Genomic DNA, 26,619 nt, shown 5'->3' with positions numbered 1-26,619 from the left:
GTTTATAAATTCGATGCCTTCAATTACCGACGACACCCGTATTTCATCTCTTAAAGAGTTGGCTTCGCCCAGCGAGTTACTCAGCCAAATTCCCCTCGACGAAACGGTTGCTGCCCACGTTACTCAGGCAAGAAAGGCGATACACAACGTATTGGCAGGTGAAGACGACCGCCTTGTGGTGGTTGTCGGTCCTTGCAGCATTCACGACGTAGATGCTGCGATTGAATATGCTAAACGCCTCCAACCCCTTGCCCACCGGTTGAATGATCGCTTGCTAGTGGTCATGCGTGTCTATTTTGAAAAGCCGAGAACAACGGTGGGTTGGAAGGGTTTGATTAACGACCCCGATTTGGACGATTCCTTTCAAATCAACAAGGGCCTTCGTTTGGCTAGGCAACTGCTGGTAGACCTGAATCGACTGGGCTTGCCCACAGGCACTGAGTACCTTGATCTAATATCCCCCCAGTACTTAGCCGATTTGGTGAGTTGGGGTGCGATAGGCGCGAGAACAACCGAAAGTCAGACGCATCGCGAGTTAGCCTCGGGGCTGTCGTGCCCTGTTGGCTTTAAAAACGGCACGGATGGCAATGTGCAAATGGCGGTCGATGCGATCGGTGCTGCCCGTCAATCCCATCATTTTCTCTCGGTTACGAAAGAGGGACAGTCTGCGATTTTCGAAACGCTGGGTAATGAAGATTGTCATGTCATTCTGCGGGGTGGACACCAGCCAAACTATGACATGTTTGCGGTTGACGATGCGCGAGCGCTGCTAAGCCAAGCTGGCTTACCCGATCGTTTAATGATTGACGCCAGCCATGCAAATAGCCGTAAGCAGCCTAAGCGACAACTTGAAGTTCTCAGCAATATCGGTCAGCAGGTAGCGGGTGGTAACGATGGCATTATTGGCGTCATGATCGAGAGCTTTCTGGAGGCTGGTCGCCAGAACGTTGTGGAGGGCGGGACATTGACCTACGGACAAAGCATTACTGACCCTTGCATCGATTGGGCTGCTACTGAAGATATCTTGACCCGTCTTGCTGATAACGTGGCCCAAAGACGACTGAGCCGAGGGGGTGACTCTTGATCACAAGGTGCTTTTATCGAATTAAAAGTGTCGGCTGGGTTGTGTCTCTGCTTGTCTTGGTAGCTTCGGGCCCGATATGGAGCCAAGAAACTGCAGATCTGGAAACGCAACCCACTCTAACGGTAGCTGATGAACTCGATTCCCTTGAGGCACTTTTTTATGCCATTCGGCAGACCGAGGAAGAGGCCGGAGGTATTAATGGGAGTCCGGAGGATGCACTGCGCTTTTACCTCGACGAGGAATCCCTTCATGTGCTGAAGCAGTTCAGCAGAATTGCTGGGCGAATACTGAAGCTCGATAGCGATGCCCCAGAGCGCGGCGAACTTGCGGCGAGGTTGGCGTTACGCAATCAGCAGCTTGATGAGGGCTTTACCCGAAGATTTGAGCTCCTTGAGTCTCGTATTGCCGTAAAACATGAGGGATTAGACGCGCTCAGCGGTTTAGATCGAGCGCTGTTGCGTGCGCAAATAGATAGCATGGATGAGCAGCGAATACGTTATCTAGAGTACATGATCGACGTGGTAGACGTTCGTGCAGCATTGAATTTTCCAGCAGGGACTTTGGAGCAACTCGCTAACCGAAGCTTGTTGTATTACGCAGATGAGCGGCTCGGGTCTCTCCAACTGCTGAAAGCGCAGCGGCAAGCCCTACAGTCTCGCCTAAAATCACCGTCCTCTGATCCATCGGTACAAGAAGCATTGTTGCGCGCAGAGCAGCTTCTTGCTTTAGACGTAGGGTGGTTGGGGCGTATCGCCACACAGATGCAGCGTGTAGATCTCGATACCACTCGAATAAAGCGTGCCATTATCGAGGAGCAAACTGCCATTTCCTTCGAAATGGTTGACCTCGAAGTTTTCAATGTCGTTATCGACGACATTTACTCCAAAATCAGTCGGTGGTTCACCACTGAGGGGCCCGATATGGTGCTCCGCATTCTGGTGTTCCTTGGCATCGTGTTTTTGGCGCGATTCATCAGTCGGGCTGCGCGGCGATTTGCGCAGCGCACTCTCGACAAGCGACCCGGTGGCATGTCGCAGCTTTTGAGAGATGTGTCTGTCTCAATGATTGGCGGCGGTGTGATGGCGGCCGGTTTTCTTATTGCATTATCACAGATGGGCATTTCTTTGGCGCCCATGCTGGCGGGCTTGGGCGTCGCGGGATTTATCTTGGGTTTTGCCCTGCAGGAGACGCTTAGTAATTTCGCCGCAGGGGGTATGATCCTAGCTTACCGACCCTTTGATGTGGGAGATTTTATTGCCGTAGCAGGCGTTGAAGGCACCGTGCGTCGGATGAATTTAGTATCGACAACCATTACGACTACTGACAATAAAAGCCTTATCGTGCCCAATAGCAAAATATGGGGCGATGTAATTCGAAACTACACGAGTCAAAACATGCGTCGTGTCGATACTGAGTTTTGTATCAGCTACAGCGATAGTATCGAGCAGGCGGAGCAGGTGTTAGCCGAGGTGTTGGCGCAAATTCCGGAGATACTTCCAGAGCCAGAGACTGTGGTTAGAGTGCACCGGCATGGGGAGAGCTCAATTGATTTTGTCGTGCGGCCATGGGTGAAGACGGCAGACTACTGGCCGACTTACTGGACATTGCACCGTGAAGTGAAGCTCGCATTTGATCGAGCGGGTATTACCATTCCGTTTCCACAGCGCGACCTGCACCACTTTCATCATGAGACAGGTGATGGCACCTTGGCGTCCACTTAGGGCGCCCATTCCAGCCCCAGTAATATGCTGTAGTCAATGGTTTTTAGGGGTATTGACTCTGACTCGCCTTCGTTCTCTTTCCCCGAATCGTAATCGGAATTCAGGCTCAGTTTGATGCTTAAATCACTGACCGCTTCCCACTTCACCGCAGCTTCTAGGTGGGCTCGCAAGCGGTCGTCTTCGGTCAAGGAGGGGTAGACACTGCCCGTTATATTTATGTCGAGATCCGCATTTGTCAGGCTGTACATCACGAAGGAGCCCGTCAGGAACCCTTCAGCCGAGTAAGCTGTGTCTTTAACCAGCGTACTAGAGCAGTTATCGTCGCTCAGATCGCCAGGGCAGTTCGAATACAGCAAGACTTGACCCGTTTCAGGGTCTGTTTCGATTTTGCTGCGCTCTGAAATGCCCTGAAGGCCAATCAAGGCACTAAACCGCATTCCAGCGCTATCGACGAAATAGCGTCCTAAACCGGAACCTAACGAGACGCGACCAAAGTTATTCAGTTGGTCGTTGTAATCGTATTGACCAGAAAAGCTTCGGTACCAATCATCTCTGTAGTTTGACCAGCGTTCGTTTTCCAATCGAAACAATCCCGATGTTTGGGAATAGTCATCCTCATATTCGCCGTTTTCAGTTTGGGTGCGGTAGTCGGAGCGTAAAATATTTGCACGCGCTGATGTCTGCCCGCGCTTTGAGGCATACGTTACCGTACCTTCGATCTTGTAGGTTTGTAGGTCGGGTTCAAAGTTGAAATTTGCGCCCAAGGTGTACTGCAGCCGTTCGGCGAAACTTTCCTCGATAGGCCGTATTTCAGTGATCTCGAGCAGGGGTATTACCTTGTCGCTGTCGATGCTGGTGAACTGCAGCGCGCCCTTTTTTTCAGTGCTTGAAATATTGCCATAAAGCCTCTCGTTGTTTTCCGTCAGAATTTCATAGTTGTAATTGGAATCTATGGAGGCAATATCCTGAAGTTCCAGAGCAATCACGGGAGCGTAGGACGGATTTATTTTAAGATCGCCATTCGCTAACCCCTTGATCTCGCCCGTAATGCGGTCGCCGTTGTACATCGTGACAACATCATTGTTGCTATGGGCGAACACCCAGTTAGCTTGGATAGTCAGCAGCAGGCTTAGGAAGGTTAACAGGGAGCGCATGGATATTTCCCGTCTATTGGAAAAGGAACTTGTCCTGCCTAGGACACGGCGCTTCCGTGCTCTAGACAGGGCCCATTATTGGCATTAGCCAAACTGAAAAAAGCACAGCTTGTTGCCATCGAGATCGCGAACGTAGGCGCCATAAAACATGTCGGGTATGCGTTGTCCTGGCTCTCCGTCGCAGGTTGCGCCCAGCGCAAGCGCTTTTTGGTAGAGCGCATCGCAGGCTTCCTTGCTACCTGGATTAAAGGCCACCATATTGCCGTTGCCCGGATGCGCGTCATTTTCGTTGTAGGGTATGCATACAGCAAGCATGGGGTTGGCCATATCCTTGCCAAAAAATACGATCCGATCCATTTCGAGCAGCGTCGAGGCACCCATTTCGCCGAGTAGCTCTGAGTAAAAAGCCTTCGCTGCATCAAGGTTCGTGACGCCTAAAGTGACGTATCCAATCATGGGGTTCCTCTCTGTGTCGTAGTGATAAAAAACTTGTCGATGTGAGGTTTACGCGGTGGCACCTCAAAAATCCTACTCCCAGTGTGACTCATAGGGGTTTTCCTATCGCTAGTGCCCCTAGGGGTCACTGTCGGATTCTGTGGAAAGTGCGTATTCTGACACCTCTGAAACCATCGGACATCTAAAAATTTTGTTGGATATTAGCTTAATCATGCTGGTTGTTGTCTGGCTAGTCACTACTCTTTTGGTGACACGCTGGTCAGCTCCTTGGGTTTTTGGCTGCGCCCTCTTGGCTTGCTTGTTCATGGGACTGGTTGACGTCAATACTGTCTTGGCCAAAGCCACTAATGAAGGATTGGTCACCCTTGTGCTACTGATGTTGATATCTGTCGGCTTCGAGCGCCTACCTTGGTTGCTCATCATCTCCCGGCGTATGGTCGTCCCGTCTCTAGCAGGTTCTTTATTGCGACTATCACTGGTGACGGCTTTTTTTTCCGCTTTCGTCAACAACACGGCGGTCGTCGCATCGCTTGCTGGGGTGCTGAGAAGGTCGCGCCTCCACGCTCCAAGCCAGCTTTTATTGCCGCTTTCTTACGCGGCTATTTTGGGCGGCACGCTGACGCTCATCGGTACGTCGACGAACCTTATCGTCAGCAGTTTTTTGCAAGAAACAACGGGGCAGGGCCTCAATTTCTTTGCTTTTTTGCCTGTGGCGCTGCCTGCAGCGATCGGTGGTATTTTATTCATGGTGTTTTTTCGCTACCGATTACCCCAGCATGATCAAACCGAGCTACAAATAAGCGAGCACTTAATTGAAGCAGAGGTACTTTCCGAGTCGAAACTCATTGGGCGTAGCATTCTAGAGAATGGGCTGCGCGACCTCGACGATTTATTTTTGGTGGAGATTGCCCGGGGCGATCAAGTGCTATCGCCTGTTGCACCATCACAGCGCATTGAGGCGGGGGATCGACTCATTTTTTCGGGAGACATCAGCCGGGTAGGCCTTCTCTCGACGTTTCACGGTCTGCAGTTGTTTGCTATTGAAGAGGGGCTGCTGAGTGACAACATAACGGAAGTTATCTTGTTGCCTAATGCAACCGTGGCAGGCCAGACGATCAAGGAGTCAAGTTTCAGAGCGCGTTTTGACGCCGCGGTTGTGGGGATACGTCGAGATGGTGCACAGCTCTCGGGGAAGCTGGGAGGCATTACACTGCAGCCTGGTGATTATCTCGCTTTAGCGGTTGGTCCAGATTTTGCTCAACGGATGAACCTGGGCCGCAATTTTTTGGTGGTCAATTCTCAAGTTGAAGCCCGGCGCCTACCCATGTCAGTCAGCATTTTTGTCACGGCGGCCGTGGTCGCCGTTGTCACCTTGGCAGCTATGGGAAAACTTGCCCTGGTGACAGGGCTCGCTTTTCTGTTGGCAACTTTCTTGGTGCTAGGCGTCATCGATGGAGCGGATTTGCGTCGACGTTTTCCCTTCGAAATGTGGATTATCATCGCCTCGGCTTTGACGGTTGCCCAAGGCTTGCAAGACACCGGCGCTGTGGCTGCTGCGGCGACTTGGGCAGCGCCTCTGATCACTGGCATAGACCCGCTGTGGACGCTGATAGGTGTTTATTTGCTGACCGTGTTGCTCACCGAGTTAATGACTAACAACGCGGCTGCTGCGCTCATGTTTCCTGTGGCATGGACCCTAGCTCTGTCGACTGGCGCTGACCCGATGCCCTTTGTGATGGCCATTGCTTTTGGTGCAAGTGCGTCTTTTCTAACGCCTTTTGGCTACACCACAAACCTGATGGTGCAAAACTTGGGCAGCTATCAGCGGTTAGATTATTTTAGGTACGGGTTGCCCATAACCTTGATCTATAGCGCTGTGGTTTTGCTCCTAGTACCTAGAGTATTTCCGCTTTGATTAGGGTTTGGAGTTAAGTATTTTTAAAGCTGATTGATGTGGTCAAAATAGGGTAGATAAGAGTGCTTGATGTCTGCGTTTTCGCCGGATCCCCCCGCCACCCCGTCAGCACCCAATGACTGCATTTTGTATGGGATGACGATGCCGGCAAACGGCTCACAAACGTAATCATAGCTGCGGCCCCAAGGGTCGTTGGGTATCCCATTGATGTAGCCACCGTCGGGAAAGTTGATCGGGGGATTTCCTGTTGTCGCCGGTTGTACCAGTGCTTGTAGGCCCTGTTCGGTCCACGGGTATGAGGGATTGTCGCTGATGTAAGCGTCCAGAGGTCCCGCTAACAGGCGAAAGTCGTTGAGTATCTTATCCATGTGTAATTTTTGACGCTCATAGTTAATGTTTAACTGTTTATCTAGCGCCGCTTGTGGGTCTTCGTTGCAATATACAGTGATGTCCATGGGTAAAGGGTTGAGATTTGCAACGGTATCGATAACGACAAAATCTTTGTAAATGGGAAAGCCTTGATAATCGGTTGTGAGGTACCTGCCACAGGTCACATTGCCCGGATACTGAGCTATATCCTTGTAGGTTGTTGATGAAGGAACTGAGCTTTCATCTAAAATTTGCGTGATCTGCTCTTCTGTTGCTGCGCAGCCTATTAGCAATCCAACCAATGCACTGCAGGTAAGCGTTGTCACGAGGTGTCGCATGTTTACATCCTTGGATCGAATCAAGTTTTTTAGAAAAGTCTGCCCTGCGGCTTAGTTGCCATTCATCGTTGCTAGGTGCTGAGCGCTATGGCATCTAAATAATGGGTAAATTGCACGGAGCCGTACTACTGCGAGCTCGTATGCGCTGGACGATCAACCGCCTGCGTGATCTGTACGCGCAGCATGCTATAGCCTAGTATCGCAGATCATAAGGTCAATAATAAAGCGGCTACTTTCTTCGTTCGAATCCAGCATTCAAGCGATGATTTTGACAAAGCCCCTGATAAGTAACGAAAGCTGGGTTATCCTGTGAAATTGTTATTAATTTTGGAATATCTGTGTAGGGGCCTGCTCACCATCAAAAATAATCTCTGCTCGAAGTTTTATGAGACTGTGAGCGCAAAGCCGTCGCCAAAAATTGAGTCGTCGAAGGTGTCAAGATGTCACGGATAGCCGTCCCCAAAAAATCGTCTGCAACCTCGGTGAAGCCCGGGCAAATACTCACATCTAAAGAGCGTTTGGCACTGATGCAGTCCAGTAATTTGGTCGGCTTTTGGTTGGTAGTTCAGACCTGGAGTCTGATTTTTTTGCTCTTAGGTTTGGCGGCGCACTACCCGGGGGCACTGACCGCACTGATAGTACTTGTGTTATTGCCGGGCCGTCAGTTAGGCCTGGCGGTTCTTATGCACGAAGCCGGACATGGTACTTTGTTCGCAAGCTCGGCGTTGAATCGTGTAATAGGCCAGTGGTTTTGCGCGCTGCCCACGCTGGGAGATTTGCCAAGTTACGCGGCAGGCCACTTGCAGCACCATAGAAAAGCGGGCACTGCTGACGATCCGGATTTGATGAACTACGCGGCTTACCCCATTTCAAAACGAAGCTTTGCCCGGAAAGTGTTTCGAGATTTATCGGGGCAAACAGGCGCGAAGCTGTTAATCAGCATTATTAAGGGCGGCGCCGGCAATATGAGCCGTGGTCAAGCTGAAGGGCGAACGCCGCTTTTACAGCAAATAGTGGTCCAAGTAATCCTGTTCCTTATTCTCTACGCGCTGGGGTGGGGCTGGACCTGGTGGCTTTGGTTCGCCAGTTTCATGACAACTTACATGCTAGTGATTCGACTTCGCCAGATAGCCGAGCATGGGGCAGTACCCGATTTATATGACCTTGATCCCCGAAAGAATACCCGCACCGTAGATGCGCCTTACTGGCAGCGATTTTTGGTAGCGCCAAACGCCGTAAATTTTCACTTAGAGCATCACTTTATGGCGGCTGTGCCCTGCTATCGACTTGCTGAGCTTCGCCGACTGCTAAACGCTCGCGGCTATTTTGATGTAACGCCCCGTGACTCGAGTTATGGCGGGGTACTGATGAAAGTGTTGCAACAATCCGCATCACCCTAAACCCCTTCGATTCAACCAGATAACACCACTGCCCCCATCTGAACTGTTTTTATCGAGGCTGCGAGCCTAAGGTTTCTATCTCGCGGTTATTTATTGCTGCGCAGGCATAGATGACGCGACACATTGGACCAAAGATGGTCCGCCATAGAGACAGGGAGATGTCCATGAAAACTACGTTTAAATCCTTAGGTTTATTATCGCTTCTCATGAGCGCAAGTGTCGCTACAGCGACACCTACGAAGCCGTTTGACCCGCTTAAAGATACGCGCTTGGCTTTTGCTTATGATGTGCCCATAGAGGAGCTCGATCCCATTGCTATGGAGAGTGCTCGAGGGGGCTTGGCGCCGCTTGCGCTTGCGTTGGGTATTGCCGGCGTGGATTTAGCGTTAATGAGCTTTTATTGGGGTATCTACGTGCCTCATTATGCGCCGTCTAGTCCACACCGTTACACCGATGCACCTTAAAAAATCCGTTGGCACATTGTGACGTGGGCAGCAGTATTTTGATCCATCATCGCTCATGCTTGAACCTAGCCGGGTGCCTCGCTTGGCTGGGATTTTCCGTTGCCACCCAAGCGCACAGCCAACCGGCCGGGCTTGAATATGAATCCCAGACTCCTGCTTATAGCTTGCCAAGATCAACGTCGCTCAACGACTGTGGACTTCGAGCTGTTGTGTCCGTGCTTGCAGAAAAAGGCCTTCATCCTGACCTACCAACGCTGGTGAATTTACTGAGGTTCCGATACCCGGCTTCTGGAGGAAAGCCCGCCGGTGAGGGATATTCACTGTCAGATCTTCAGTGGCTTCTGCAATATTTTGGCGTCTCTTCCCGGGGCTTTTTTTTGCCGCGCTCTAGTTTGGAAAAGGTAACGCAATCGCTGATTTTAAGAATCCCCGGAAATGCAGGTGGCCACTTCGTCGTTTTACAGTCGGTTGATGCTGCTGGCCGGGCTACTATTTACGACCCGTCTCAAGGAGTTCTGAAAGTCTCCTTGGTGGCCCTAGTTTCACGCTGGGTTGACCCCACGGGGCGGGGTATCGCTTTGGTCACAGGGGATGCCATAGCTACCTCCCGTGACCTGTAACGCCCAGTCTCAGCTTAAGTCTTTTTGTTCGAGACCAAGTTCTGCGAGTAGCGAAGCTTCGCGAGTAGCGGTTTGGCTGTTAGTGATAATCGCTGTACTGGCTTGTGCATGAAGTAAGTACGTTTCGGTAACCCGTCGCAGGTCATCAAGCGTGGTCGCAATAATACCCCGTCTAAAAGCAGCGCGATGATCAGCCGTTCGCGCAAATAAGGATTCATGAAAGTGTTTGCGCGCCTCGCCCGCAGGTGATCCGGGTTTATCTAGGCTGCCGATAACACCAAGAATAGCTTCTTCTAGGGTCTCGGATTCGTGATTGCTTGTTAAAAACCAGTCGATTGCGCCATCAAAATCGGCGAGAGTTTCGCCCAAGCGAGGGTCTCGGTAGGAAAAAAACCGAAACGCGCCAACATTACCGTCGTGACTCGCGCCACCGCCATAGGCGCCACCTTGCTCTCGAATTGCACGGTGCAAGTACCCATTACGCAGTACGGCAGACAGTACGGTTAGAGCCGGCGCATCTGCATGACTAGCGGGTACTGTCTGATACGCTTTGGCACAGAAGTTTACCTGGGTATTAGTGACCCAAGCCTCACGACGGTGCTCTCTAATGGGTTGAGGCTGCCAAAGCTGCCCGTCTGTGTTCTTTATTCCCGGTCCTACGGCGCCCAGCGCAAAGCCCTCTGCGGCTTCCATGTTCTGTGCGTCAGCAATAACGGCTATTTGCAATCCTTGCGCGTCAACAATGTTGCGGTGTACCTCTGACAGTTCCGCCATGAAGTTTTGGAGTTCGCTGTCATTGGCAAGGCGATCGTCAAGCTTTCTCAAGCTCCTAATGCCTTCTAATCCGCCCTGCTCGTGGGCGCGCAGAGCCAGTGGGCTCATGCCTGCGCTTGCTGCTGTCATGGCTAAACTGTGGCCACTTCCGGTGATTGATTGATCACGCCGTGCTCGGCTCTGGTTGACGAGCTCTCGGATGCGGGGCCCTTCGTCAAACCGTGTGCTCGAGAATGTGTCTTGCATTAGAGCGACTTGTTGCTCGGAGCGGTTAGCGAGCGCTTTGGATGAGATCAGTAGCCAGCCACTGCAATCTTGTACATCGCCTCTGGCACTACGCGTCATGGTGGCAACATTAAGTGATCCGACCGTGGCAGACTGGCGCTCCTGTATGGTCAGATAATCAGCAGCTCCGGCCCCAAGCTCTCCGATAAGTCCGGTTGCTAGGGGTAAATTTGCCATCGCTTGTTCCGACAATGCGGGAAGGGGTTTCACCCACTGCTGATAGACCAACCCATTAGTCCCGGTCGTGTAGTTCCAGACATCCACTGCGCCCTTGTTTTTGACACTGGGTTTAGGCTCTGAAACGCCATCTGGAATGTCATGAAGCGTCACCTTAGGCAAAATATCCGGGTCATCTTCGATGGCCTGACGCGCTTTTAGCTTCTCGGCAAGATTCAGAATTTTGGACCGTCCTGCGTCATCAAGGGATGCTGCGATCGACTTCAGCCGGTCTTGCTCTGCGTCGTCTCGCCCTGCGGTCAAATCACTGTCGGGTGCGAGAGTTAAAGTCACCCGGTGTGGGTTGTTTAATAGCAGGCGGTTAATTAACCCGGGCACGTAGTCATGACTCAGGCTGCGCTCTCGGATAGTTGCGAGTATGGGGTCAAGGTCCAGTGCGGCGAGTGAGTCTCCTCCATGAACTGCAGCCCCAAGTGCCCGTAGCATCAGGTTGAGTCCATAGGGCATCCCGTCACCGGTCAATTCACGCTGAGATAATTCGATCTGGTGGAGTATGGCTTCGAGGCGTTCTGACGGAATGCCTTTCTCTGAAATATCCTGAATGACCTCAAGAACCGCGCTTTCGAATTCTTCGAGTTGATCAATATCGCTGCCCTCAATTCCACAGCAAAAAACCATTTCCCGCATGGATTCTTCCACACCACACAGTGGTGATGGTGCTGTCCCCAGTGGCGTGGTCTCTAAAAAGTGCATCAGCGGTGAAGCACTGTTTTCCATTAGCACGGCGGCGAGTACTTGTGCTTCGAGCATGGCGAGAAGGTCAGAGCTCTCACCTAGCTTCCAGCCGATAACATGATGTGTCTTTCGCCCCGACTCGTTGTCATCTTCAACGGCATAGGGGTGCGTCGCACGAATAGGTGCTGGGAAAGCACTTTCAAGATCGACCGTGATAGCCGTTTCAGACGCTTCAAAGCGGTTCAGCACTGCCGTTTCAAAAACGGCTTGATGATCACTGGCTGGTATATCACCGAAGGTAAGAAAAACTGCGTTACTGGGGTGATAGTGGCGGGCGTAAAAGTCTCTGAGCTGTTGGTAGCTGAGATCAGGAATGTTTGCAGGATCCCCGCCACTGTTGTGATGGTAGGTATTGGTGGGGAAGAGTTCGAAGCACAGTCGATCCCACAATACAGCGGACACCGATGACATTGCGCCCTTCATCTCATTGAATACGACGCCTTTGAAAACGAGGTTCCCTTTATCGTCCTCGGGATTTTCGAACTCAACACGATGGCCCTCTTGGGCAAAGTCTAGGGGGTCAAGTCTGGAGAAAAACACCGCGTCGAGGTAAACCGACAATAGATTGCTAAAGTCTTTCCGGTTTTGTGTGGCGAAAGGGTAGGCGGTCCAATCAGAGCTCGTAAACGCATTCATAAACGTATTGAGAGAGCGTCGTAGCATCATGAAAAATGGGTCACGCACAGGGTAGTTTTCGCTGCCGCAGAGCACCGTATGCTCAAGAATATGTGCGACTCCCGTAGAGTCCTCGGGGACCGTCCGCAAGGCGACCATGAAGACATTTTCAGGGTTATCGCACTGCAGATGTAAATGTTGGGCGCCGGTAGCGGGGTGGATGAACTCTTCAACCGTAACATTCAGCGCAGGAATAGTGACGCTACGCTGCTTTTGGAAGGTAACGGTGTCTGTGCTTTGAGCTAATGATTCCATGAAAAATCCGATGTCTAGGAAAATGGCGGGATGCACTAGTGCATCTGGGGCTATTGTAACGCGAAGCGCGCTAGTTCGCGTCTACAAGTTCGATACGAAATATTTTAGGCCAGCGTTTTCCCGTGATCCAAATAGCACCTGTTTCAGCGTCCTGAGCTATACCGTTGAGAACATCGGTATTGGCCTCTCGCTCTTCTGGGGCCAACAACCCCTGGGCGGTGATTTCGCTGGTGACAGCCCCGGTTTCAGGATCGATAACCACGATAGTGTCAGTCAGCCAGACGTTGGCCCAAATTTTGCCGTTGATCCACTCGAGTTCGTTGAGTTTTCCCAGAGGTTTGCCCTGCAAGGTGACGTCTAATGCTGCTGTCTTACCTCCGTTGCCCAGGTCGATGCTATGGAGCCTCGAAGATCCATTGGACAGCCACAGCGTCGACCCGTTGTGAGTAATGCCCCAGCCTTCGCCGCTGATTTTTCCCGTTGTCAAAATTTCTAGGGTGGCAGGGTTTATCATTAGCAACTGACCTTCACGCCATGTCAGAACCCACAGTCGATTAGCAAGTAGCGTTAATCCCTCAGCGAAGACCTCCTTTGGCAGTGCTGCCTCCCGGATCAAATCCATACTGGGCCAAGAGTAAACTCGCACCGCAGACTGGCCGTAGTGGCCTGAGCTGACATAGAGTTCTGAGTCGAATATGTAAAGTCCCTGAGTGAAGTTTCGACGTTCCATGGGACGGGATTCCACAGCGACAGCACGCTGTTTTGTTACCTGAACATCCGCGGTACCAGCCGCTGCAGCTTGGCCTAATGCGACCAATCCTAATGCGGCTATGCCAATGGCGACCCAGTAACAGCGCATCACATTCATAGCGGTTGACCTCGAATGATGCCACGCTTTAGGAAGCGCGCGGGTGACAATGCTTGCTGCAAATAGCGGGGGACAGGGCTGGGCTGGCCCATGATATCACTCGCTAAAACCTCTGCAGCGAGTGGGCCGGCAGTGAGTCCTCTTGATCCGAGTCCTGCCAGCACAAACAGACCGGGTATTACGGGACAATCTTGATCAATGAGTCGGGTCTTTTTTGTTTTTAGGCTGGCATAGCAGGCATTAAATGCCGCCTTGTCAGGCACTGGACCCACAACGGGCAAATAATCTGTGGTTGTGCAGCGTAGTGCGACATGCCCCGACAAGTGACTGGCGCCGGTTGGGAAATCCAAAGATGGCAGTGCGTTAGCGAGTTTTTTTAGATTTTCTACGTGATCTTCATGGCGTTCATCTAGGGCGCTATCCTGCGGCCCGTAGGTGGCACCCAAGCAATGGATGCCCTGCCGTGGCGGCGGGAGGTAGCCCTCGTGGCAAAACGCTGTACGTAGGTTCCCAGACGGCTCCGTGGCAGCAACGTGGGTGGTTTGCCCCCGAATAGTTTGCAGGGGTATCCAGTCGGTATCTGGCAGTGCCGCGAGCCGGTTTGCGGTGGCCAATACAACGATATCGCTGGCGTATCGATTATCCTTGCTGTCATGGGTCTGCCAGCCGGTGGAGGTTTGAGATGAGCTGCAATCGCCGCAAAATTCCAGCAGCTTAATTTTGGGATGAGACAAGCGCTCGCGACACACGGCGGCGGGGTGTAACCAGCTGGCACCGGGAAAAAATAGAGCCGCTTGCGTGAGTGTCGCGCCCAGTTGTGCTGACGCCGCTTCGGCAGTGAAAACACGAAAGGGGAGATCGCGCTGCTCGAACTGCTTTAAATACTCGAGAGTCTCAGAATCATCGGTCACCTGCAGATAGCCGCAGCTGTGCCCATCGACACCCACCTCTAAGGTTCTACCTAGCAGCTGGTGGTAGAGCCGTGTCGAAATTTGGTAGCTCGCGAGGGCAAAATCTGCCAAAACCCCATGGCGCCTCGAAGGGCGTGTATAAGTAATTCCTTGCAGGTTACTTGAGCCGCCACTGGCAACGGCATTGGCTTCAAGCACTGTGACACAGACCCCCCTTTCAGCTAGCGCTCGGGCAGCAAAACTGCCCGCTAAACCTGCGCCAATGATCACAGCTGTTTTTGGCGGTGAACTTTTTGGGGTTAAATCCCAAGGTGTTACCGCGGACTTACTCGAGGGTTCTATTAAGGCACCAAGCTGGCCCCAAAGGGCCTCTCGTTTGACACCGAAGCCCGGGCGTTTGTGTACCGTAAAGCCCGCGGCGCTTAACCCTCGACGGACCTCGCCAGCAGCGGTAAATGTGGCGAAAGTCGCGCCTTCCTGACTGAGCGCAGACATGGCAGTGAATATCGGCTCCGACCAAGCACTCTCGTTTCTCGCCGGGGTAAAGCCGTCCAAAAACCATAAGTTAAAGTACCGGCGTCTTCGGGACGCAAGATCAGTCAATGCCTGCTGAGCATCTTCCCACCAGAGGTCTAGCGTTACGTTCAAGTCGGTCCAAGACAATCGATGACAGCCCGGCGTGGCTTGTGGCCAGTCTTGAATAAGACGCGCCGCTAGGTGGGCGAGAGAGGGCCACTTTTCCCAGGCGCGCTGAAGCTGTGCTTTATCTAGAGGCCGAGCTTCAAAGCCGACGTAGTGCAGCGCAGCGTCCGATGCTCGCTGATCACCGTGCTTGAGCCAGTTGTCTATGGCGAGCAGGCAATTAAGCCCTGTACCAAAGCCGGTTTCAGCAATCGCAAGCCGGTTGTTTTTGGCATGAGCAAAAAACTGGCCTCCGTCCAAAAAAACGTAGCGACTTTCTGCGATACCGTTGTCAGTAGAGTAGTAAACATCGTCGAATTCACGAGACACAGGAATTCCATCCCGCCATTCGATATCGGGGGCAGGTGTTGGTTGCCACAGATTGTTGTCACGTTTGATCAAAGATGATCCTGAATTTCCATAAAACGGTGTATTTGTAACTATTCATATTGTGCCTCTAGCCGATGAGGCGACAACGCGTACAATAGCGGTTTTTCGCAGACGTCATAATCATGAAGAAAGATAAGGTACTCGAAGCCAATCAACTTGCCACCATTGCTGCCAATCTCTTGAATGACGGCATTCTGGAGGCCGACCGCACCACTGCAAAGCGTATTTTCAGAGAGTTGGAAGGAAGCCGAAAAGTGACGCTTACCCATCTTAAAATGGAAGACGGTGGCACCGTCAGAATGGATTTGGCGATGGACGCTAGGGCTTTCAATGGCAGCTTAAACTTCTCCGCGTGGCGCGACGGGGTTCTCGCCTTGGTTGCCCGTTTATCAGACGACCTCAGAGTAGGCAAACCATTGCCAGTCTTTAAGCCTCTAGAGACAGACGAGCCGGCGCTTGATGGTGGCGGCGAATTAAACCTTATTGGTTCTGTCGGGGGGACGAACCATGATGGCATGATCAATGCCATCATGTTGGGGTTGGCCCCCGATCCTGAACGCCCCATCGTGACGTTCAGCCTGGTCTACGTAGATCCCGATCAGTTTTTATCTGCAGATTCAGCATCGACATCATCGACCAACTGAATCGCGGACGGGGGCACTATGGTGACGGTCTCTTTTTTACCGGGTGCCATGACGGTTGCTTCGCCCTTTGCGACTTCTTTATTGTCCTGATTTCTAACGATAGTTGCTATGGTTACCCAGGGTCTGCTGGCGTGCTTGTCGGTGACCTCCAAGGCAACTGTAAGAGTGTCTCCTAGCGTGACGGGGGCCCGAAATTGCAGCGTTTGGCCAAGGTAAATAGTGCCTGGACCGGGTAGCTCCATGGCGATAGCCGCTGATATAAAGGCACCTGTAAGCATGCCATGGGCAATGCATTCGCCAAACTGGGTGGTGGCGGCATATTCTGGATCGAGGTGAACCGGGTTGTGATCGCCTGAAACGGCAGCGAAAAGCTCAACTTCGCGGGTTGTCACAAGGCGGCTGTAATCAGCGGTATCCCCTACGTTGATTTCGTCGAAAGTCAGGTTGGTGATCTGGGTGGTGTCGGACATACCGTTCTCCTAATTTGAAGCACTTTGAACTGTAAATGTTACTGAAGTTGTAAGGGTGGCAGGTTGACCCCGTGGCACGCAAGACAACATGATGCGATCCAACCAATTTTTATAATTTAACTGAGGATTTTATGACGCAGGCAGATATTAACCAAGTTATTGCGGATCGGCTCACTGCCTTGGAAATCCCTACTGATATCAACACTCAAGCATTTCCCAACATCATTGCGTTATTCGACGATGCTTTAAAAAGGCATGAAAATGCCACGGCTTGTACTAGCTTGGGGCATTCCTTGAGTTATCGCGAACTGGATGTCCTCGCTGGAAATTTTGCCGCTTGGTTGTCCCATGAATCTGGCTTAGCAACGGGCGACAGAATCGCTGTTCAGATGCCCAACCTCATCCAATATTTTGTCGTTGTATTGGGCGCACTGCGTGCGGGTATGGTCGTAGTCAACACCAACCCACTCTACACAGAACGAGAAATTGAGCATCAATTTAACGATGCTGGGGTGAAGCTACTTGTGGTACAGGCCAATGTCGCGCAGCAGGCGGCTGCTGTCTTGCCGAGGACAGGCGTTGAAAAGGTGGTGATAACCGAGTTGGCAGACTTACACCCACAACCCAAACGTTTTTTGATCAACTTTATTGCCAAGCATATTAAAAAATTAGTGCCGCCATTTTCGATTCCCAATGCGTTAAAGCTCAGGGACGTGTTGTCAGCTGGTCGAAAACATCCCGCTGTACCGGTTGTTCGTATGCAGGCAGATGACTTGGCTATGCTCCAGTACACCGGTGGCACCACAGGCGTTGCCAAGGGAGCGATGTTGTCCCATGGCAACCTCGTGGCTAATGTACTGCAAGCAGATGCGCTCTTTGGTAGTTACCAACTTAAAGGGCTGGGTGATACCTTTGTGCAGCCGCTTCCGGTGTATCACATTTATGCCTTCACGGCGTCTATGTACGCCTTATACGTCGGGGCACACACGGTTTTAATTCCCAATCCTCGTGATCTCAAGTCGGTGGTTGACGTCTTCAAGACCTTCCGCCCCCGTCTATTTTTTGGACTGAATACCTTATTTGTGGCGTTGACCAATGACGCTAACTTCAGAAGCTTAGATTTTACCGAGTTAAAGGTGACGTTTTCTGGTGGCATGGCCCTCACTGAAGACGCTGCCAATGCCTGGGAGCAATTAACACAATGTCCAGTTTCAGAGGGATATGGACTTACAGAGACTTCGCCCGTCGCAACTGGTAACCCAGGGGGCGCCCAGCAGTTGGGCACCATTGGCTTGCCGGTACCCAAAACCGAGGTGCGCGTTATCGATGCAGATAATCAGCCGCTGGGATTTGATGATGCTGGAGAGCTCTGTATTCGAGGCCCTCAGGTCATGCAGGGTTACTGGCAACGCCCTGAGGCGACGGCTGAGGCGATTGATGCCGATGGATGGTTTCTCACTGGTGATGTCGCGGTTATTCATCCTGATGGCTACCTCAGGATCGTTGATCGTAAAAAAGACATGATTGTTGTTTCGGGATTTAACGTTTACCCCAATGAGCTAGAGGATGTTGTCAGCAAACACCCCGGAGTCTTGGAATGCGCTGCTGTGGGTATTCCCGATTCGAAGAGCGGTGAGGTGATCAAAATGTTTGTGATTCTTAAAGATCCAGCACTGACCGAGGCAGCGTTAAAGGATTTTTGTAGAACGCAGTTAACGGGATATAAAATCCCTAGACACATCGAATTTCGCGACGAATTGCCGAAAACGAACGTTGGAAAGGTGTTGCGTCGGGAGCTGCGAGAATCAGCTTGATCGCTGTTTTGATCAGTAATTTTGATGCCTGAAAAGATGAAAGATGCTCCGGTCCGCGTTATTCCTAAGCCCATCCATTTCCCCGACGATTTGCCGGTTTGTGAACGTCGTGAAGAAATTCGTGAGGCGATAAAACAGCATCAAGTTGTCATTATTGCTGGCGAGACCGGTTCGGGTAAAACGACGCAGATACCGAAAATTTGTCTTGAGTTGGGAAGAGGGCAAGAGGCCCGGATAGGGCACACCCAACCCAGACGCTTGGCTGCACGTCGGGTCGCAGAGCGTATTGCTGACGAACTGGGCTCAGAGTTGGGGGGGTTGGTGGGCTATAAAGTTCGCTTCAACGATTCTGTGGCACAAAGTACGGCCATCAAACTTATGACTGACGGTATCCTACTTGCGGAATTGCAGCGAGACCGTGAGTTACGCGACTACGACACACTGATCATTGACGAGGCCCACGAGCGAAGCCTCAACATAGACTTTATTTTGGGTTATCTCCGAACGTTGCTGCCTAAAAGGCCAGATCTCAAGGTTATTATCACCTCGGCTACTATTGATGTTGATCGTTTTTCCCAACACTTCAACAATGCACCCATCATTGAGGTTTCTGGGCGTTTATTCCCTGTTGAAGTGCATTACCTAGGTGACTCGGACGATGCGGAGGACGGCGTTGAGGACCAGATCGTGCGCGCTGTTGATGGCATTGTTGCGGAGAATTTTGGCCCCAGAGGTGATGTCCTAGTTTTCCTGCCTGGAGAGCGCGAAATCCGTGATCTTTCCCGTCGCCTAAAAGGGGATGACCGGCGGCAAATTTTACCGCTTTATGCTCGCCTTAGTGCCGCTGAGCAGAATCGGGTGTTTAAACCTACAGGCAGTGGCATGCGGGTCGTGTTGGCAACAAACGTTGCCGAAACTTCTTTGACGGTTCCTGGCATTCGCTACGTTATTGATCCTGGTACTGCTCGTGTGAGTCGCTACAGCCATCGCACTCGCCTACAGCGACTGCCAGTAGAACGTATTTCCCAGTCGAGTGCAGATCAACGCAAAGGTCGTTGTGGGCGAGTGGCGGCGGGTGTGTGTTTACGCCTATACAGTGAGCAGGATTTTTTGGCGAGGCCGGAATTTACCGACCCAGAAATTTTACGAACTAACCTTGCTGCCGTCGTATTGAAAATGCTGGAGCTGGGTTTGGGCGAGGTTCAAAAATTTCCTTTTGTGGACCCGCCAGAAGGAAAAATGGTGCGCGATGGCCAGCGGCTTCTCGAGGAGCTGGGTGCTATTTCAGCGCGAGGTAAGTTGACTGCATTGGGGCGAAAAATGGCCAGATTGCCAGTCGATCCCAAGTTGGCACGGATGGTTCATGCAGCCGGTGAGCTGAAGTGTCTAGAAGAAGTTTTGGTGGTAGTCAGTGCCCTCGCAGTTCAAGATCCCAGAGACAGGCCAGCGGAAAAGCGTGCTCAGGCAGATCAAGCCCACGCTCGGTTTAATCATCCGCGTTCCGATTTTTTATCGTGGCTAAATTTGTGGAAGTATTACGAAGAGCAGCGGCAAGCGCTGTCTCAAAATCAATTCCGAAAGTTATGCCAGCGCGAATTTTTGTCATTTCTGCGTCTGCGAGAGTGGCGGGAGGTTCATGCTCAGCTGGTCATTGCGTGCAGGCAGGTACAACTGCGACCGCGTGTTGAACTCAATGATGAGACAGATTTTGAGGGGGTCCATAAAGCGCTGCTGTCAGGATTGTTAGGGCAAGTCGCTCAACTCGACGAGGGTAGAAAGTATAATGCCACTCGCAACAGGCAGGTCCAGATATTCCCGGGGTCAGTTCTCCATAAAAAACCACCGAAGTGGCTGGTCGCAGCCGAAGTTGTCGAAACCTCACAAGTTTATGCCAGGCAGTGCGCCGCTATAGACCCCAAATGGTTGCTTCGAATCAATCCCCAGATTCTCAAGCGTCACCATTATGAGCCAGCGTGGCAGATGCGTTCCGGTCGAGTCATGGCTGTCGAGCGAGTGACACTTTATGGGCTCACGATTAGTGACGGTCATCGGATCCATTTCGGCGATGTCAATTCAGTGGTAGCACGAGAAATTTTTATCAGAGACGGTTTGGTCTTGGGCAATTATCGGAAACCGCCCGGGTTTCTCAAGGCGAATCTGAATGCCATTAAAGCGGTTCAAGATCTTGAATCACGGACTCGCCGTCGAGACCTGCTCGTTGACGAGCAAGCACTCTTTGATTTTTATGCCGAACGAATTCCTGATCACTGTGTTAGCGCCAGCAGCCTCGAAAAGTGGGTTAAGCAGCTGGTGGACGATAAACAGCTTCGGCTCGATCAGTCACAGATTCTTACTCGAGATCCCGGTGAGGCGGTTGCGGATCAATTCCCCTCTGAGCTGGAGTGGCGAGATACGACTTACCGCTTGAAGTACTGTTTTGAGCCAGGCCGAGAAAATGATGGAATCTCGGTGACAGTCCCATTGCCCTTACTGAACCGTGCCCCACGCTATCGGTTTGAGTGGCTGGTTCCAGGATTGCTGAGAGAAAAATGTATTGCTTTGGTTAAAGGCCTGCCCAAAGCTAGCCGCAAACAATTGGTGCCAGTGCCGGATGTTGTTGATGCGGCACTCGCATCGATGCAATCCGATGACGTGGCGCTTTGCTCAGCACTAGCGGCTGCGTTGCGCAAAACTCGTGGCGTTGTTATCGCTGATGAGGACTGGGATATCCAAGGGTTATCTGAGTTTTATAGGGCCAATATCAGAGTGGTCGATGAAAGAGGAAAATTGCTGGCCCAAGGTCGAGACATGGCAGCGCTGGTGGCGCAATTTCGTGATGGAGCGGGGAAGGAGGAGTCCAGCGAGCCCGCTAATTCCCCCGCACAACATCAGGTTAAAAGCTGGACCTTCGGCGAGCTGCCCAGTGTCTGGCGCACAACAGCGGCGGCTATGAAAGTGGAGCGATTTCCTGCCTTGGTAGATCACGGCGATCGTGTGGCCATTGAGCTCCATGATTATCAGCCAGATGCAACCTTATTGCATAGACGTGGCGTTGCGGCCCTAGCGATGACTTGCAGCAGCCAGACGGTAAAATATCTGCGCAAGCAACTGTTTGCCGACAATAAAGCTTCCCTGGCATTAGCGGGCAGTGGACTAGATCGAGTTGGGTTGGTGCGTGAGACGATTATGTCGAGCCTGCTCGAGATTTGGGGTGAAACCCTGCCTCGAGACGAGCCGTCATTCACTCAAAGTGTTAATTCAGCGAAAGGCCAATGGGTACCCATGGCCCTTAATAAAGAGCAGCTAATGATCAACTTCTTGCAACCCCTTGCTGAAGCCCAAAATCTCCTCAATCAACTCAAAAAGGTGGAGTTTTCGGCGGCAAGAGCCGATATCGCAGGGCAAATTCAGTATCTATTGGAGCCGGGTTTCATGGTAATGAACCCGGCCTATTGGCTTGAGCAGTATCCGCGTTACGGCAAAGCTTTATTACATCGTATTCAACGGCTCAATGGGCAAACCGAAAAAGATCAAAAGAGTTTGCGATTACTGCAACCCAGTCTGACACGATTGGAGGAGGCCGTTAAAGGCTATCCAGGCCTCGCCTCTTTATCTCCCCCGGCTATGCAATATCGATGGATGCTGGAGGAATTTCGAGTTTCGCTTTTTGCGCAGCAGTTGGGGACGCGCTTGCCCGTTTCTGCGAAACGCCTCGACGAACAATGGCAAAAAGTAAAAAGTTGGCTAATTGAGAACCCAAGGTAACCCTTGATGCGTAAGGTCAATACAAACAGATCTAGTGTATTTGTTACCTCACCCTCGTAGCGATGCCTTAGGTTTGATAGTGTCTGCTCCATTACACTTTTTGGTGTCAACTTTCCTGACATGGGGCAAAGCAAAAGAGGGGCTAATGCGTAATAGTTTATTCGCTTGGGTATTGCTGACGACGTCTTTTTTTGGCGCTTCAGCGTACGCTACAGAGGACCCACTGGAAGGCTTCAACCGAGCCATCTATGGGTTCAATAATGGCGCTGACAAATATGTAGTCAGACCTATCGCGGTCGGTTACGAGGCAGTTCTACCTACGCCAGCTAGGATGGGCGTCAACAATTTCTTTAGAAATTTGATCGACGTCAATGCGGCTCTCAATGCGTTCCTTCAAGGGCGTTTCACGTATGGCGCTAACAATCTAGGACGCGTTGCTGTTAACTCAACGCTGGGATTTTTCGGTGTTTTTGATGTCGCTAGCCACATGGAAATTCCGCAATATCAAACAGACTTTGGGCATACTCTGGCGACTTGGGGTGTTGCGCAAGGCCCCTTTGTTATGTTGCCTTTCTTGGGCCCCAGTACTTTGCGTGGCACCGCAGGAACACTGTTTGATGCCTACGCCTCACCTACAGGCCAAATCGGTGGTCGGGACGCGCAATGGGGACTCAGGGCTATATCTTTAGTGGACATTCGCGCTGCCCTGTTGGGCGCGGACGAATTGCTATCTGGGGATCAATATATCTTTCTCAGAGATGCTTATATGCAGCGTCGCGAGCTGCTAACTAATGATGGTGCCGTGTCCGATGACTTTTCCGAGTTTGACGAAGACTGGGAAGGAGACGATCTCTGAAGGCCTTAACAACAGGCCCAATTCATGAGCAGTGATACTGATGCTAGAAGCGTACTGATTGTTGATGATCAGTTAGCGAGGGCGAAGCATTTAGTCGATACCCTAGAAATGGCGGATTTTCAGTTTGATGTGGCTAACGAGGTGCCCGATTTGGAAGGTGCGCTGGGTCCCGAAAGCCCGTGGGACTGTGTGCTTTGTCATGCGGGTCTTTCTAATGTGTCATGGGCTTCTGTACGCAGAGCCATGCGCAACTTCGATGTGCAGGTGCCGGTCATTGTTATTGCTGATGAGCAAGACGTTGACTCGATGAAAACCGCGTTGGGTTTGGGTGCCACCGACTTTTTTGTTAGGCCTAGGACGCGTCCGGGGCTTTTGAAGCGCTCGATAGAGCGATGTGTTAACCATCGGCATTTGCAGCGAGAACTGAAAGCTAGCAAAGAAGACGTCGAACGTAGCAATACTGAGCTTCGCCATTCCCTGCGAGTTTTGGAGCAAGACCAGCAGGCTGGCCGCCAGGTTCAAAGAGCTTTGCTGCCCTCGGGTTCTCTCCACAAGGGAGACTATTGGTTTAGTCACACCATCGTTCCCTCTCTTTATCTCAGCGGAGACTTCACTGACTACTTCAGCGTCGGTGATGATGAAATTGTCTTCTTTCTAGCCGATGTGTCCGGACACGGAAGCTCATCAGCTTTCGCGACAGTACTGTTAAAAAATCTCTTCGCGCGAAAGCGATCCGACTTTTCGCGCCAAGGCGACCATGCTGTGGTAAGTCCTTGTAAAATGTTGGAATTTGCTAATCACGAATTGCTAGAGTTGGTGATTAATAAATACGCAACGATGATAGTGGGCGTCTTAAATGTGAAAACACATCATCTCACGTACAGTGTGGCGGGACATCTTCCTCACCCCGTGCTGCTGGACGGGGATGGTATTCGGTATTTAGAGGGGGAGGGACCTCCAGTAGGACTCATCCCCGACGCATGTTACACCCAGCATCAGATCGTGTTGCCTGATCATTTTGTGCTGGGCTTGCTGTCTGATGGCATTCTTGAGCTTTTGGGTAGTGGCAACTTAATTGAAAAGGAAGCGCTACTTCTAAGCCGCTTGGAGGGACCTTTGGAGAGCCCTAGGTCACTTGCAATGAGACTGGGCTTAGAGACGGTAGATCCAAATCATCTTCCTGATGATGTAGCCGCTTTGTTTATAACGCGAGGCTTCAGTTGAGCGATTGCCAAATCCGAGCGGGGAGTAATGGGGGAGCACACGTTCTTAAGCTGCAGGGTGATGTACGCTTGGTCATGTGCACTGCTCTCGATGAGTATTTTGAAAATATGTTTTCAGAGCCCGATTTTCTGTCTGTTTGGGTTGATGTGACAGAGGCGACGGGGCTGGATAGCACAACCCTTGGAATGCTCGCCAAGCTCGCAATCAGCACCAAGGCAAAGTTTGGATTTAAACCTGCGATTTTCAGCTGCGACCCCAGTATCGATCGGCTGTTACAAGCTATGGGTTTCAGTCAGCTTTTTGAAGTTCGTAGTGAAAGGTGCGATATGGAGTGCTGTCGCGATTTACCCGCAAGAAATGCGAGCGAAGATGAGGTGCGTCTCAAGGTTATTGAAGCGCACCGCACGCTGATGGGTCTTAATGAAGCAAATCACGACGCATTTCAAAACTTGGTCATGACCCTAGAGGCTCAATGATCTCTCAATAGTATGTGTTCTAGGCTCACCTGATCTGCAGCAAATCGCCGGATACCATCAGAGAGCTTATCAGTCACCATGGCATCTTCATTGGTCTGCCAGCGAAATCCTTCCTCGGTCAAAGGGGGGGGCGCATTCAGGGTGCTAGTCGTCGGCATCAGTGCTCTTGCTAACGTGTCATGGTTTTCGCTCATGGCTTCCATTAGATCTGGGCTTATTGTAAGGCGGTCGCAGCCGGCCAAGGCCTCGACTTCACCGACGTTGCGGAAACTAGCTCCCATAACAACGGTGTCATAGCCATGGTTTTTGTAGTGGTCGTATATTCGAATCACAGACTGCACACCTGGGTCTTCGCTTGGTTGCGTCACTTTGAGGTCGGTGTTCGCTATATACCAGTCAAGAATCCGTCCCACAAAGGGCGAAATCAGGAAAACACCAGCGTCGGCACAGGCCTGAGCTTGAGCAAAGCCAAAAACCAGCGTTAAATTGCACTGAATGCCCTCGCGTTCGAGAATCTCTGCCGCGCGAATGCCCTCCCAAGTTGCGGCAATTTTGATGAGAATGCGCTCGCTGCCAATGCCTCGTTTGTCGTATAGAGCCATTAATTCACGCGCTTTTAACACCGTAGCCTGAGTGTCAAAAGAAAGACGCGCGTCAACCTCCGTGCTGATTCTGCCGGGAATTAACTTGATGATTTCAGCGCCAACGGCAACGGAAAATTGATCACAGGATTCCGACTCAGAGTATTTGCCTGCCTTCACAGTTGCGATCAGGTTTTCGAATCGCGGCATTTGTGCTGCTTTCAACAGCAAAGACGGATTAGTCGTCGCATCCTGTGGTTGCAGCCGTTCAATCGCACCAATGTCGCCTGTATCAGCCACGACATCAGTCATGGCTCGAAGTTGGTCAAGTTTGTTCATTATGTTTACATCCGTGAGTTGGTGTTTGTGCGGACAAAGGTCGTGGAGCTATTCAACCACAGATTCTTTACCATGGCGCTGCGTTACCTCTGCTAAAGCCGCCAGTAATACGCCAGAATCTGCATCGCTTAGGTGCGCCTGTTCGCTGAGTGCCCTGCGAAAAAGACGGCCGCCAGGTTGTTGGTGGAAGAGCCCTAGTATATGTCGTGTTACGTGGTTAAGCCGGCCGCCATTTTTTAGGTAGGCGTCTACGTATTCAGACAGCTCGGCGATAACGGCCTCTCGACTGATGGCTGGATCCTTTGCGCCGAAAAGCCTTGAGTCGACGGAGCTCAGTAACCATGGCGTCTGGTAAGCGGCTCTGCCAAGCATGACCCCGTCGACTTCAGTCAAGTGCGCTTCACACTCGTCAAGGCTTTGAATGCCGCCATTTAAAACAATAGTTAGATGTGGAAATTGCTTTTTTAGGGCATAGACCCATGCGTAGTTAAGCGGGGGGATTTCCCGATTTTGCTTGGGAGATAAACCTTCCAACCAAGCTTTTCGGGCATGAACGATAAAAACATTACATCCGCCCTCGGCGACAATACCGACAAAATCGCATAATTCGTCGAAGCTCTCCTGATGATCAATGCCGATGCGCTGCTTGACGGTAACGGGTATTTCCACGGCCTCTCGCATGGCTGCTACACAATCGCGAACAAGTTCAGGCTCTGCCATGAGACACGCACCGAAACGCCCATTCTGTACTCTGTCTGACGGGCAGCCACAGTTAAGGTTAACCTCATCATAGTGTCTAGCTGCAGCCAACTTTGCGCACTGGGCTAAATCCTGAGGGTTTGCTCCACCCAGTTGTAAGGCCAGAGGATGTTCTGCGCTGCCATAATCTAAATGCCGATCTACATCGCCGTGAAGAAGTGCTCCTGTCGTTACCATCTCGGTGTAAAGCCGACTTCGCTGAGTGAGCTGTCGCCAGAAGTGTCGACAATGCCGATCTGTCCAATCCATACAGGGTGCTGTGCAGAACCGCCAAGGTGATGGCTCGGTAAGATTGACTCGGTCGAGAGGCGTTAAATTCATAGTCATAGGGTAGAGTAGATCGGTGTGCCAGTGCCAGT

General features: G+C 51.5%; 21 protein-coding genes. 12 read left to right on the top strand and 9 right to left on the bottom strand.

What is annotated here, in order from left to right; all coding sequences use genetic code 11:
* The first annotated feature begins 13 nt into the window (after positions 1 to 13).
* Both ACMAY6_RS10525 and ACMAY6_RS10520 read left to right on the top strand, forming a co-directional pair.
* Complete coding sequence (locus ACMAY6_RS10525; protein ID WP_435211660.1) at positions 14 to 1,084, top strand: 3-deoxy-7-phosphoheptulonate synthase; 1,071 nt, start codon at positions 14 to 16, stop codon at positions 1,082 to 1,084.
* Entirely contained in the window at positions 1,081 to 2,805 is a 1,725-nt protein-coding gene (locus ACMAY6_RS10520) for a mechanosensitive ion channel family protein (RefSeq protein ID WP_435211658.1), read from the top strand. The genes ACMAY6_RS10525 and ACMAY6_RS10520 overlap by 4 nt, the downstream gene beginning before the upstream one ends.
* On the opposite strand, the gene ACMAY6_RS10515 is transcribed toward ACMAY6_RS10520, so the two are convergent.
* Both ACMAY6_RS10515 and ACMAY6_RS10510 read right to left on the bottom strand, forming a co-directional pair.
* Positions 2,802 to 3,959, bottom strand: a complete 1,158-nt coding sequence (locus ACMAY6_RS10515) for a DUF481 domain-containing protein (protein WP_435211657.1) — start codon at positions 3,957 to 3,959, stop codon at positions 2,802 to 2,804. The genes ACMAY6_RS10520 and ACMAY6_RS10515 overlap by 4 nt on opposite strands.
* Positions 3,960 to 4,043: 84 nt before the next feature.
* A complete protein-coding gene (locus ACMAY6_RS10510) occupies positions 4,044 to 4,415 on the bottom strand; it encodes a VOC family protein (protein ID WP_435211655.1) in 372 nt (123 codons plus the stop codon).
* 139 nt (positions 4,416 to 4,554) lie between these two features.
* Here ACMAY6_RS10510 and ACMAY6_RS10505 point away from each other — a divergent pair, with 139 nt between their 5' ends.
* Complete coding sequence (locus ACMAY6_RS10505) at positions 4,555 to 6,330, top strand: SLC13 family permease (protein ID WP_435211653.1); 1,776 nt, start codon at positions 4,555 to 4,557, stop codon at positions 6,328 to 6,330.
* 23 nt (positions 6,331 to 6,353) lie between these two features.
* Here ACMAY6_RS10505 and ACMAY6_RS10500 read toward each other — a convergent pair whose 3' ends face one another.
* On the bottom strand, positions 6,354 to 7,037 hold the full coding sequence (locus tag ACMAY6_RS10500; protein WP_435211652.1) for a type II secretion system protein GspG: 684 nt from the start codon (positions 7,035 to 7,037) through the stop codon (positions 6,354 to 6,356).
* Between the two features lie 440 nt (positions 7,038 to 7,477).
* Here ACMAY6_RS10500 and ACMAY6_RS10495 point away from each other — a divergent pair, with 440 nt between their 5' ends.
* From ACMAY6_RS10495 to ACMAY6_RS10485, 3 genes are all read left to right on the top strand, one after another.
* Positions 7,478 to 8,437 (top strand): fatty acid desaturase family protein, encoded by a 960-nt coding sequence (locus tag ACMAY6_RS10495; RefSeq protein WP_435211651.1) that lies wholly within the window; start codon positions 7,478 to 7,480, stop codon positions 8,435 to 8,437.
* A 164-nt stretch (positions 8,438 to 8,601) separates the two neighbouring features.
* Entirely contained in the window at positions 8,602 to 8,901 is a 300-nt protein-coding gene (locus ACMAY6_RS10490; RefSeq protein WP_435211650.1) for a hypothetical protein, read from the top strand.
* Between the two features lie 23 nt (positions 8,902 to 8,924).
* Complete coding sequence (locus ACMAY6_RS10485) at positions 8,925 to 9,521, top strand: cysteine peptidase family C39 domain-containing protein (RefSeq protein ID WP_435211649.1); 597 nt, start codon at positions 8,925 to 8,927, stop codon at positions 9,519 to 9,521.
* Positions 9,522 to 9,530: 9 nt separating this feature from the next.
* On the opposite strand, the gene ACMAY6_RS10480 is transcribed toward ACMAY6_RS10485, so the two are convergent.
* From ACMAY6_RS10480 to mnmC, 3 genes are all read right to left on the bottom strand, one after another.
* Entirely contained in the window at positions 9,531 to 12,482 is a 2,952-nt protein-coding gene (locus tag ACMAY6_RS10480; protein ID WP_435211647.1) for an insulinase family protein, read from the bottom strand.
* Positions 12,483 to 12,552: 70 nt separating this feature from the next.
* Entirely contained in the window at positions 12,553 to 13,350 is a 798-nt protein-coding gene (locus tag ACMAY6_RS10475; protein WP_435211646.1) for a glutaminyl-peptide cyclotransferase, read from the bottom strand.
* Positions 13,347 to 15,344 carry a bifunctional tRNA (5-methylaminomethyl-2-thiouridine)(34)-methyltransferase MnmD/FAD-dependent 5-carboxymethylaminomethyl-2-thiouridine(34) oxidoreductase MnmC gene (gene mnmC / locus ACMAY6_RS10470; RefSeq protein WP_435211644.1) on the bottom strand — a complete coding sequence of 666 codons (1,998 nt, stop codon included), beginning with the start codon at positions 15,342 to 15,344 and terminating at the stop codon, positions 13,347 to 13,349. Before mnmC ends, ACMAY6_RS10475 begins: the two co-directional genes overlap by 4 nt.
* Positions 15,345 to 15,454: 110 nt before the next feature.
* Between mnmC and ACMAY6_RS10465 the strand changes: the two genes are divergently transcribed.
* Entirely contained in the window at positions 15,455 to 15,976 is a 522-nt protein-coding gene (locus tag ACMAY6_RS10465) for a hypothetical protein (protein WP_435211642.1), read from the top strand.
* On the opposite strand, the gene ACMAY6_RS10460 is transcribed toward ACMAY6_RS10465, so the two are convergent.
* Positions 15,931 to 16,446 carry a MaoC family dehydratase gene (locus ACMAY6_RS10460; RefSeq protein ID WP_435211640.1) on the bottom strand — a complete coding sequence of 172 codons (516 nt, stop codon included), beginning with the start codon at positions 16,444 to 16,446 and terminating at the stop codon, positions 15,931 to 15,933. The genes ACMAY6_RS10465 and ACMAY6_RS10460 overlap by 46 nt on opposite strands.
* A 131-nt stretch (positions 16,447 to 16,577) precedes the next feature.
* On the opposite strand from ACMAY6_RS10460, the gene ACMAY6_RS10455 reads away from it, so the two are divergent.
* The 5 genes from ACMAY6_RS10455 to ACMAY6_RS10435 all read left to right on the top strand — a co-directional run bounded on the left by ACMAY6_RS10455 (position 16,578) and on the right by ACMAY6_RS10435 (position 24,581).
* Complete coding sequence (locus ACMAY6_RS10455) at positions 16,578 to 18,260, top strand: AMP-binding protein (RefSeq protein ID WP_435211638.1); 1,683 nt, start codon at positions 16,578 to 16,580, stop codon at positions 18,258 to 18,260.
* A 24-nt stretch (positions 18,261 to 18,284) separates the two neighbouring features.
* Complete coding sequence (gene hrpA / locus ACMAY6_RS10450; RefSeq protein WP_435211636.1) at positions 18,285 to 22,025, top strand: ATP-dependent RNA helicase HrpA; 3,741 nt, start codon at positions 18,285 to 18,287, stop codon at positions 22,023 to 22,025.
* 145 nt (positions 22,026 to 22,170) lie between these two features.
* Positions 22,171 to 22,881 carry an MlaA family lipoprotein gene (locus ACMAY6_RS10445; RefSeq protein WP_435211634.1) on the top strand — a complete coding sequence of 237 codons (711 nt, stop codon included), beginning with the start codon at positions 22,171 to 22,173 and terminating at the stop codon, positions 22,879 to 22,881.
* 24 nt (positions 22,882 to 22,905) lie between these two features.
* Positions 22,906 to 24,105: a PP2C family protein-serine/threonine phosphatase gene (locus ACMAY6_RS10440; protein ID WP_435211632.1), complete on the top strand. Its 1,200-nt coding sequence runs from the start codon at positions 22,906 to 22,908 to the stop codon at positions 24,103 to 24,105.
* On the top strand, positions 24,102 to 24,581 hold the full coding sequence (locus ACMAY6_RS10435; RefSeq protein ID WP_435211631.1) for an STAS domain-containing protein: 480 nt from the start codon (positions 24,102 to 24,104) through the stop codon (positions 24,579 to 24,581). The genes ACMAY6_RS10440 and ACMAY6_RS10435 overlap by 4 nt, the downstream gene beginning before the upstream one ends.
* Here ACMAY6_RS10435 and tal read toward each other — a convergent pair.
* Positions 24,575 to 25,504 (bottom strand): transaldolase, encoded by a 930-nt coding sequence (gene tal / locus ACMAY6_RS10430; RefSeq protein WP_435215992.1) that lies wholly within the window; start codon positions 25,502 to 25,504, stop codon positions 24,575 to 24,577. The two genes, ACMAY6_RS10435 and tal, sit on opposite strands and share 7 nt — an antisense overlap.
* A gap of 45 nt (positions 25,505 to 25,549) precedes the next feature.
* Positions 25,550 to 26,587 (bottom strand): tRNA dihydrouridine(20/20a) synthase DusA, encoded by a 1,038-nt coding sequence (dusA, locus tag ACMAY6_RS10425; RefSeq protein ID WP_435211629.1) that lies wholly within the window; start codon positions 26,585 to 26,587, stop codon positions 25,550 to 25,552.
* Between the last annotated feature and the right edge of the window lie 32 nt (positions 26,588 to 26,619).

The sequence above is a fragment of the Luminiphilus sp. nBUS_16 genome (assembly GCF_051201645.1).
In the GTDB taxonomy this organism is placed as follows: domain Bacteria; phylum Pseudomonadota; class Gammaproteobacteria; order Pseudomonadales; family Halieaceae; genus Luminiphilus.
Note: the sequence above shows the minus strand (reverse complement) of the source record. Positions and strands in the feature narration are given on the sequence as shown.

What these genes read in the sequence shown, in the direction of transcription:
- ACMAY6_RS10525 (WP_435211660.1), top strand. Translation starts at nt 14, where the DNA reads ATGCCTTCAATTACCGACGACACCCGTATTTCATCTCTTAAAGAGTTG.
- ACMAY6_RS10515 (WP_435211657.1), bottom strand. Translation starts at nt 3,959, where the DNA reads ATGCGCTCCCTGTTAACCTTCCTAAGCCTGCTGCTGACTATCCAAGCT.
- ACMAY6_RS10510 (WP_435211655.1), bottom strand. Translation starts at nt 4,415, where the DNA reads ATGATTGGATACGTCACTTTAGGCGTCACGAACCTTGATGCAGCGAAG.
- ACMAY6_RS10500 (WP_435211652.1), bottom strand. Translation starts at nt 7,037, where the DNA reads ATGCGACACCTCGTGACAACGCTTACCTGCAGTGCATTGGTTGGATTG.
- ACMAY6_RS10495 (WP_435211651.1), top strand. Translation starts at nt 7,478, where the DNA reads ATGTCACGGATAGCCGTCCCCAAAAAATCGTCTGCAACCTCGGTGAAG.
- ACMAY6_RS10490 (WP_435211650.1), top strand. Translation starts at nt 8,602, where the DNA reads ATGAAAACTACGTTTAAATCCTTAGGTTTATTATCGCTTCTCATGAGC.
- ACMAY6_RS10480 (WP_435211647.1), bottom strand. Translation starts at nt 12,482, where the DNA reads ATGGAATCATTAGCTCAAAGCACAGACACCGTTACCTTCCAAAAGCAG.
- ACMAY6_RS10475 (WP_435211646.1), bottom strand. Translation starts at nt 13,350, where the DNA reads ATGAATGTGATGCGCTGTTACTGGGTCGCCATTGGCATAGCCGCATTA.
- ACMAY6_RS10465 (WP_435211642.1), top strand. Translation starts at nt 15,455, where the DNA reads ATGAAGAAAGATAAGGTACTCGAAGCCAATCAACTTGCCACCATTGCT.
- ACMAY6_RS10460 (WP_435211640.1), bottom strand. Translation starts at nt 16,446, where the DNA reads ATGTCCGACACCACCCAGATCACCAACCTGACTTTCGACGAAATCAAC.
- ACMAY6_RS10455 (WP_435211638.1), top strand. Translation starts at nt 16,578, where the DNA reads ATGACGCAGGCAGATATTAACCAAGTTATTGCGGATCGGCTCACTGCC.
- hrpA (WP_435211636.1), top strand. Translation starts at nt 18,285, where the DNA reads ATGCCTGAAAAGATGAAAGATGCTCCGGTCCGCGTTATTCCTAAGCCC.
- ACMAY6_RS10445 (WP_435211634.1), top strand. Translation starts at nt 22,171, where the DNA reads ATGCGTAATAGTTTATTCGCTTGGGTATTGCTGACGACGTCTTTTTTT.
- ACMAY6_RS10440 (WP_435211632.1), top strand. Translation starts at nt 22,906, where the DNA reads ATGAGCAGTGATACTGATGCTAGAAGCGTACTGATTGTTGATGATCAG.
- dusA (WP_435211629.1), bottom strand. Translation starts at nt 26,587, where the DNA reads ATGACTATGAATTTAACGCCTCTCGACCGAGTCAATCTTACCGAGCCA.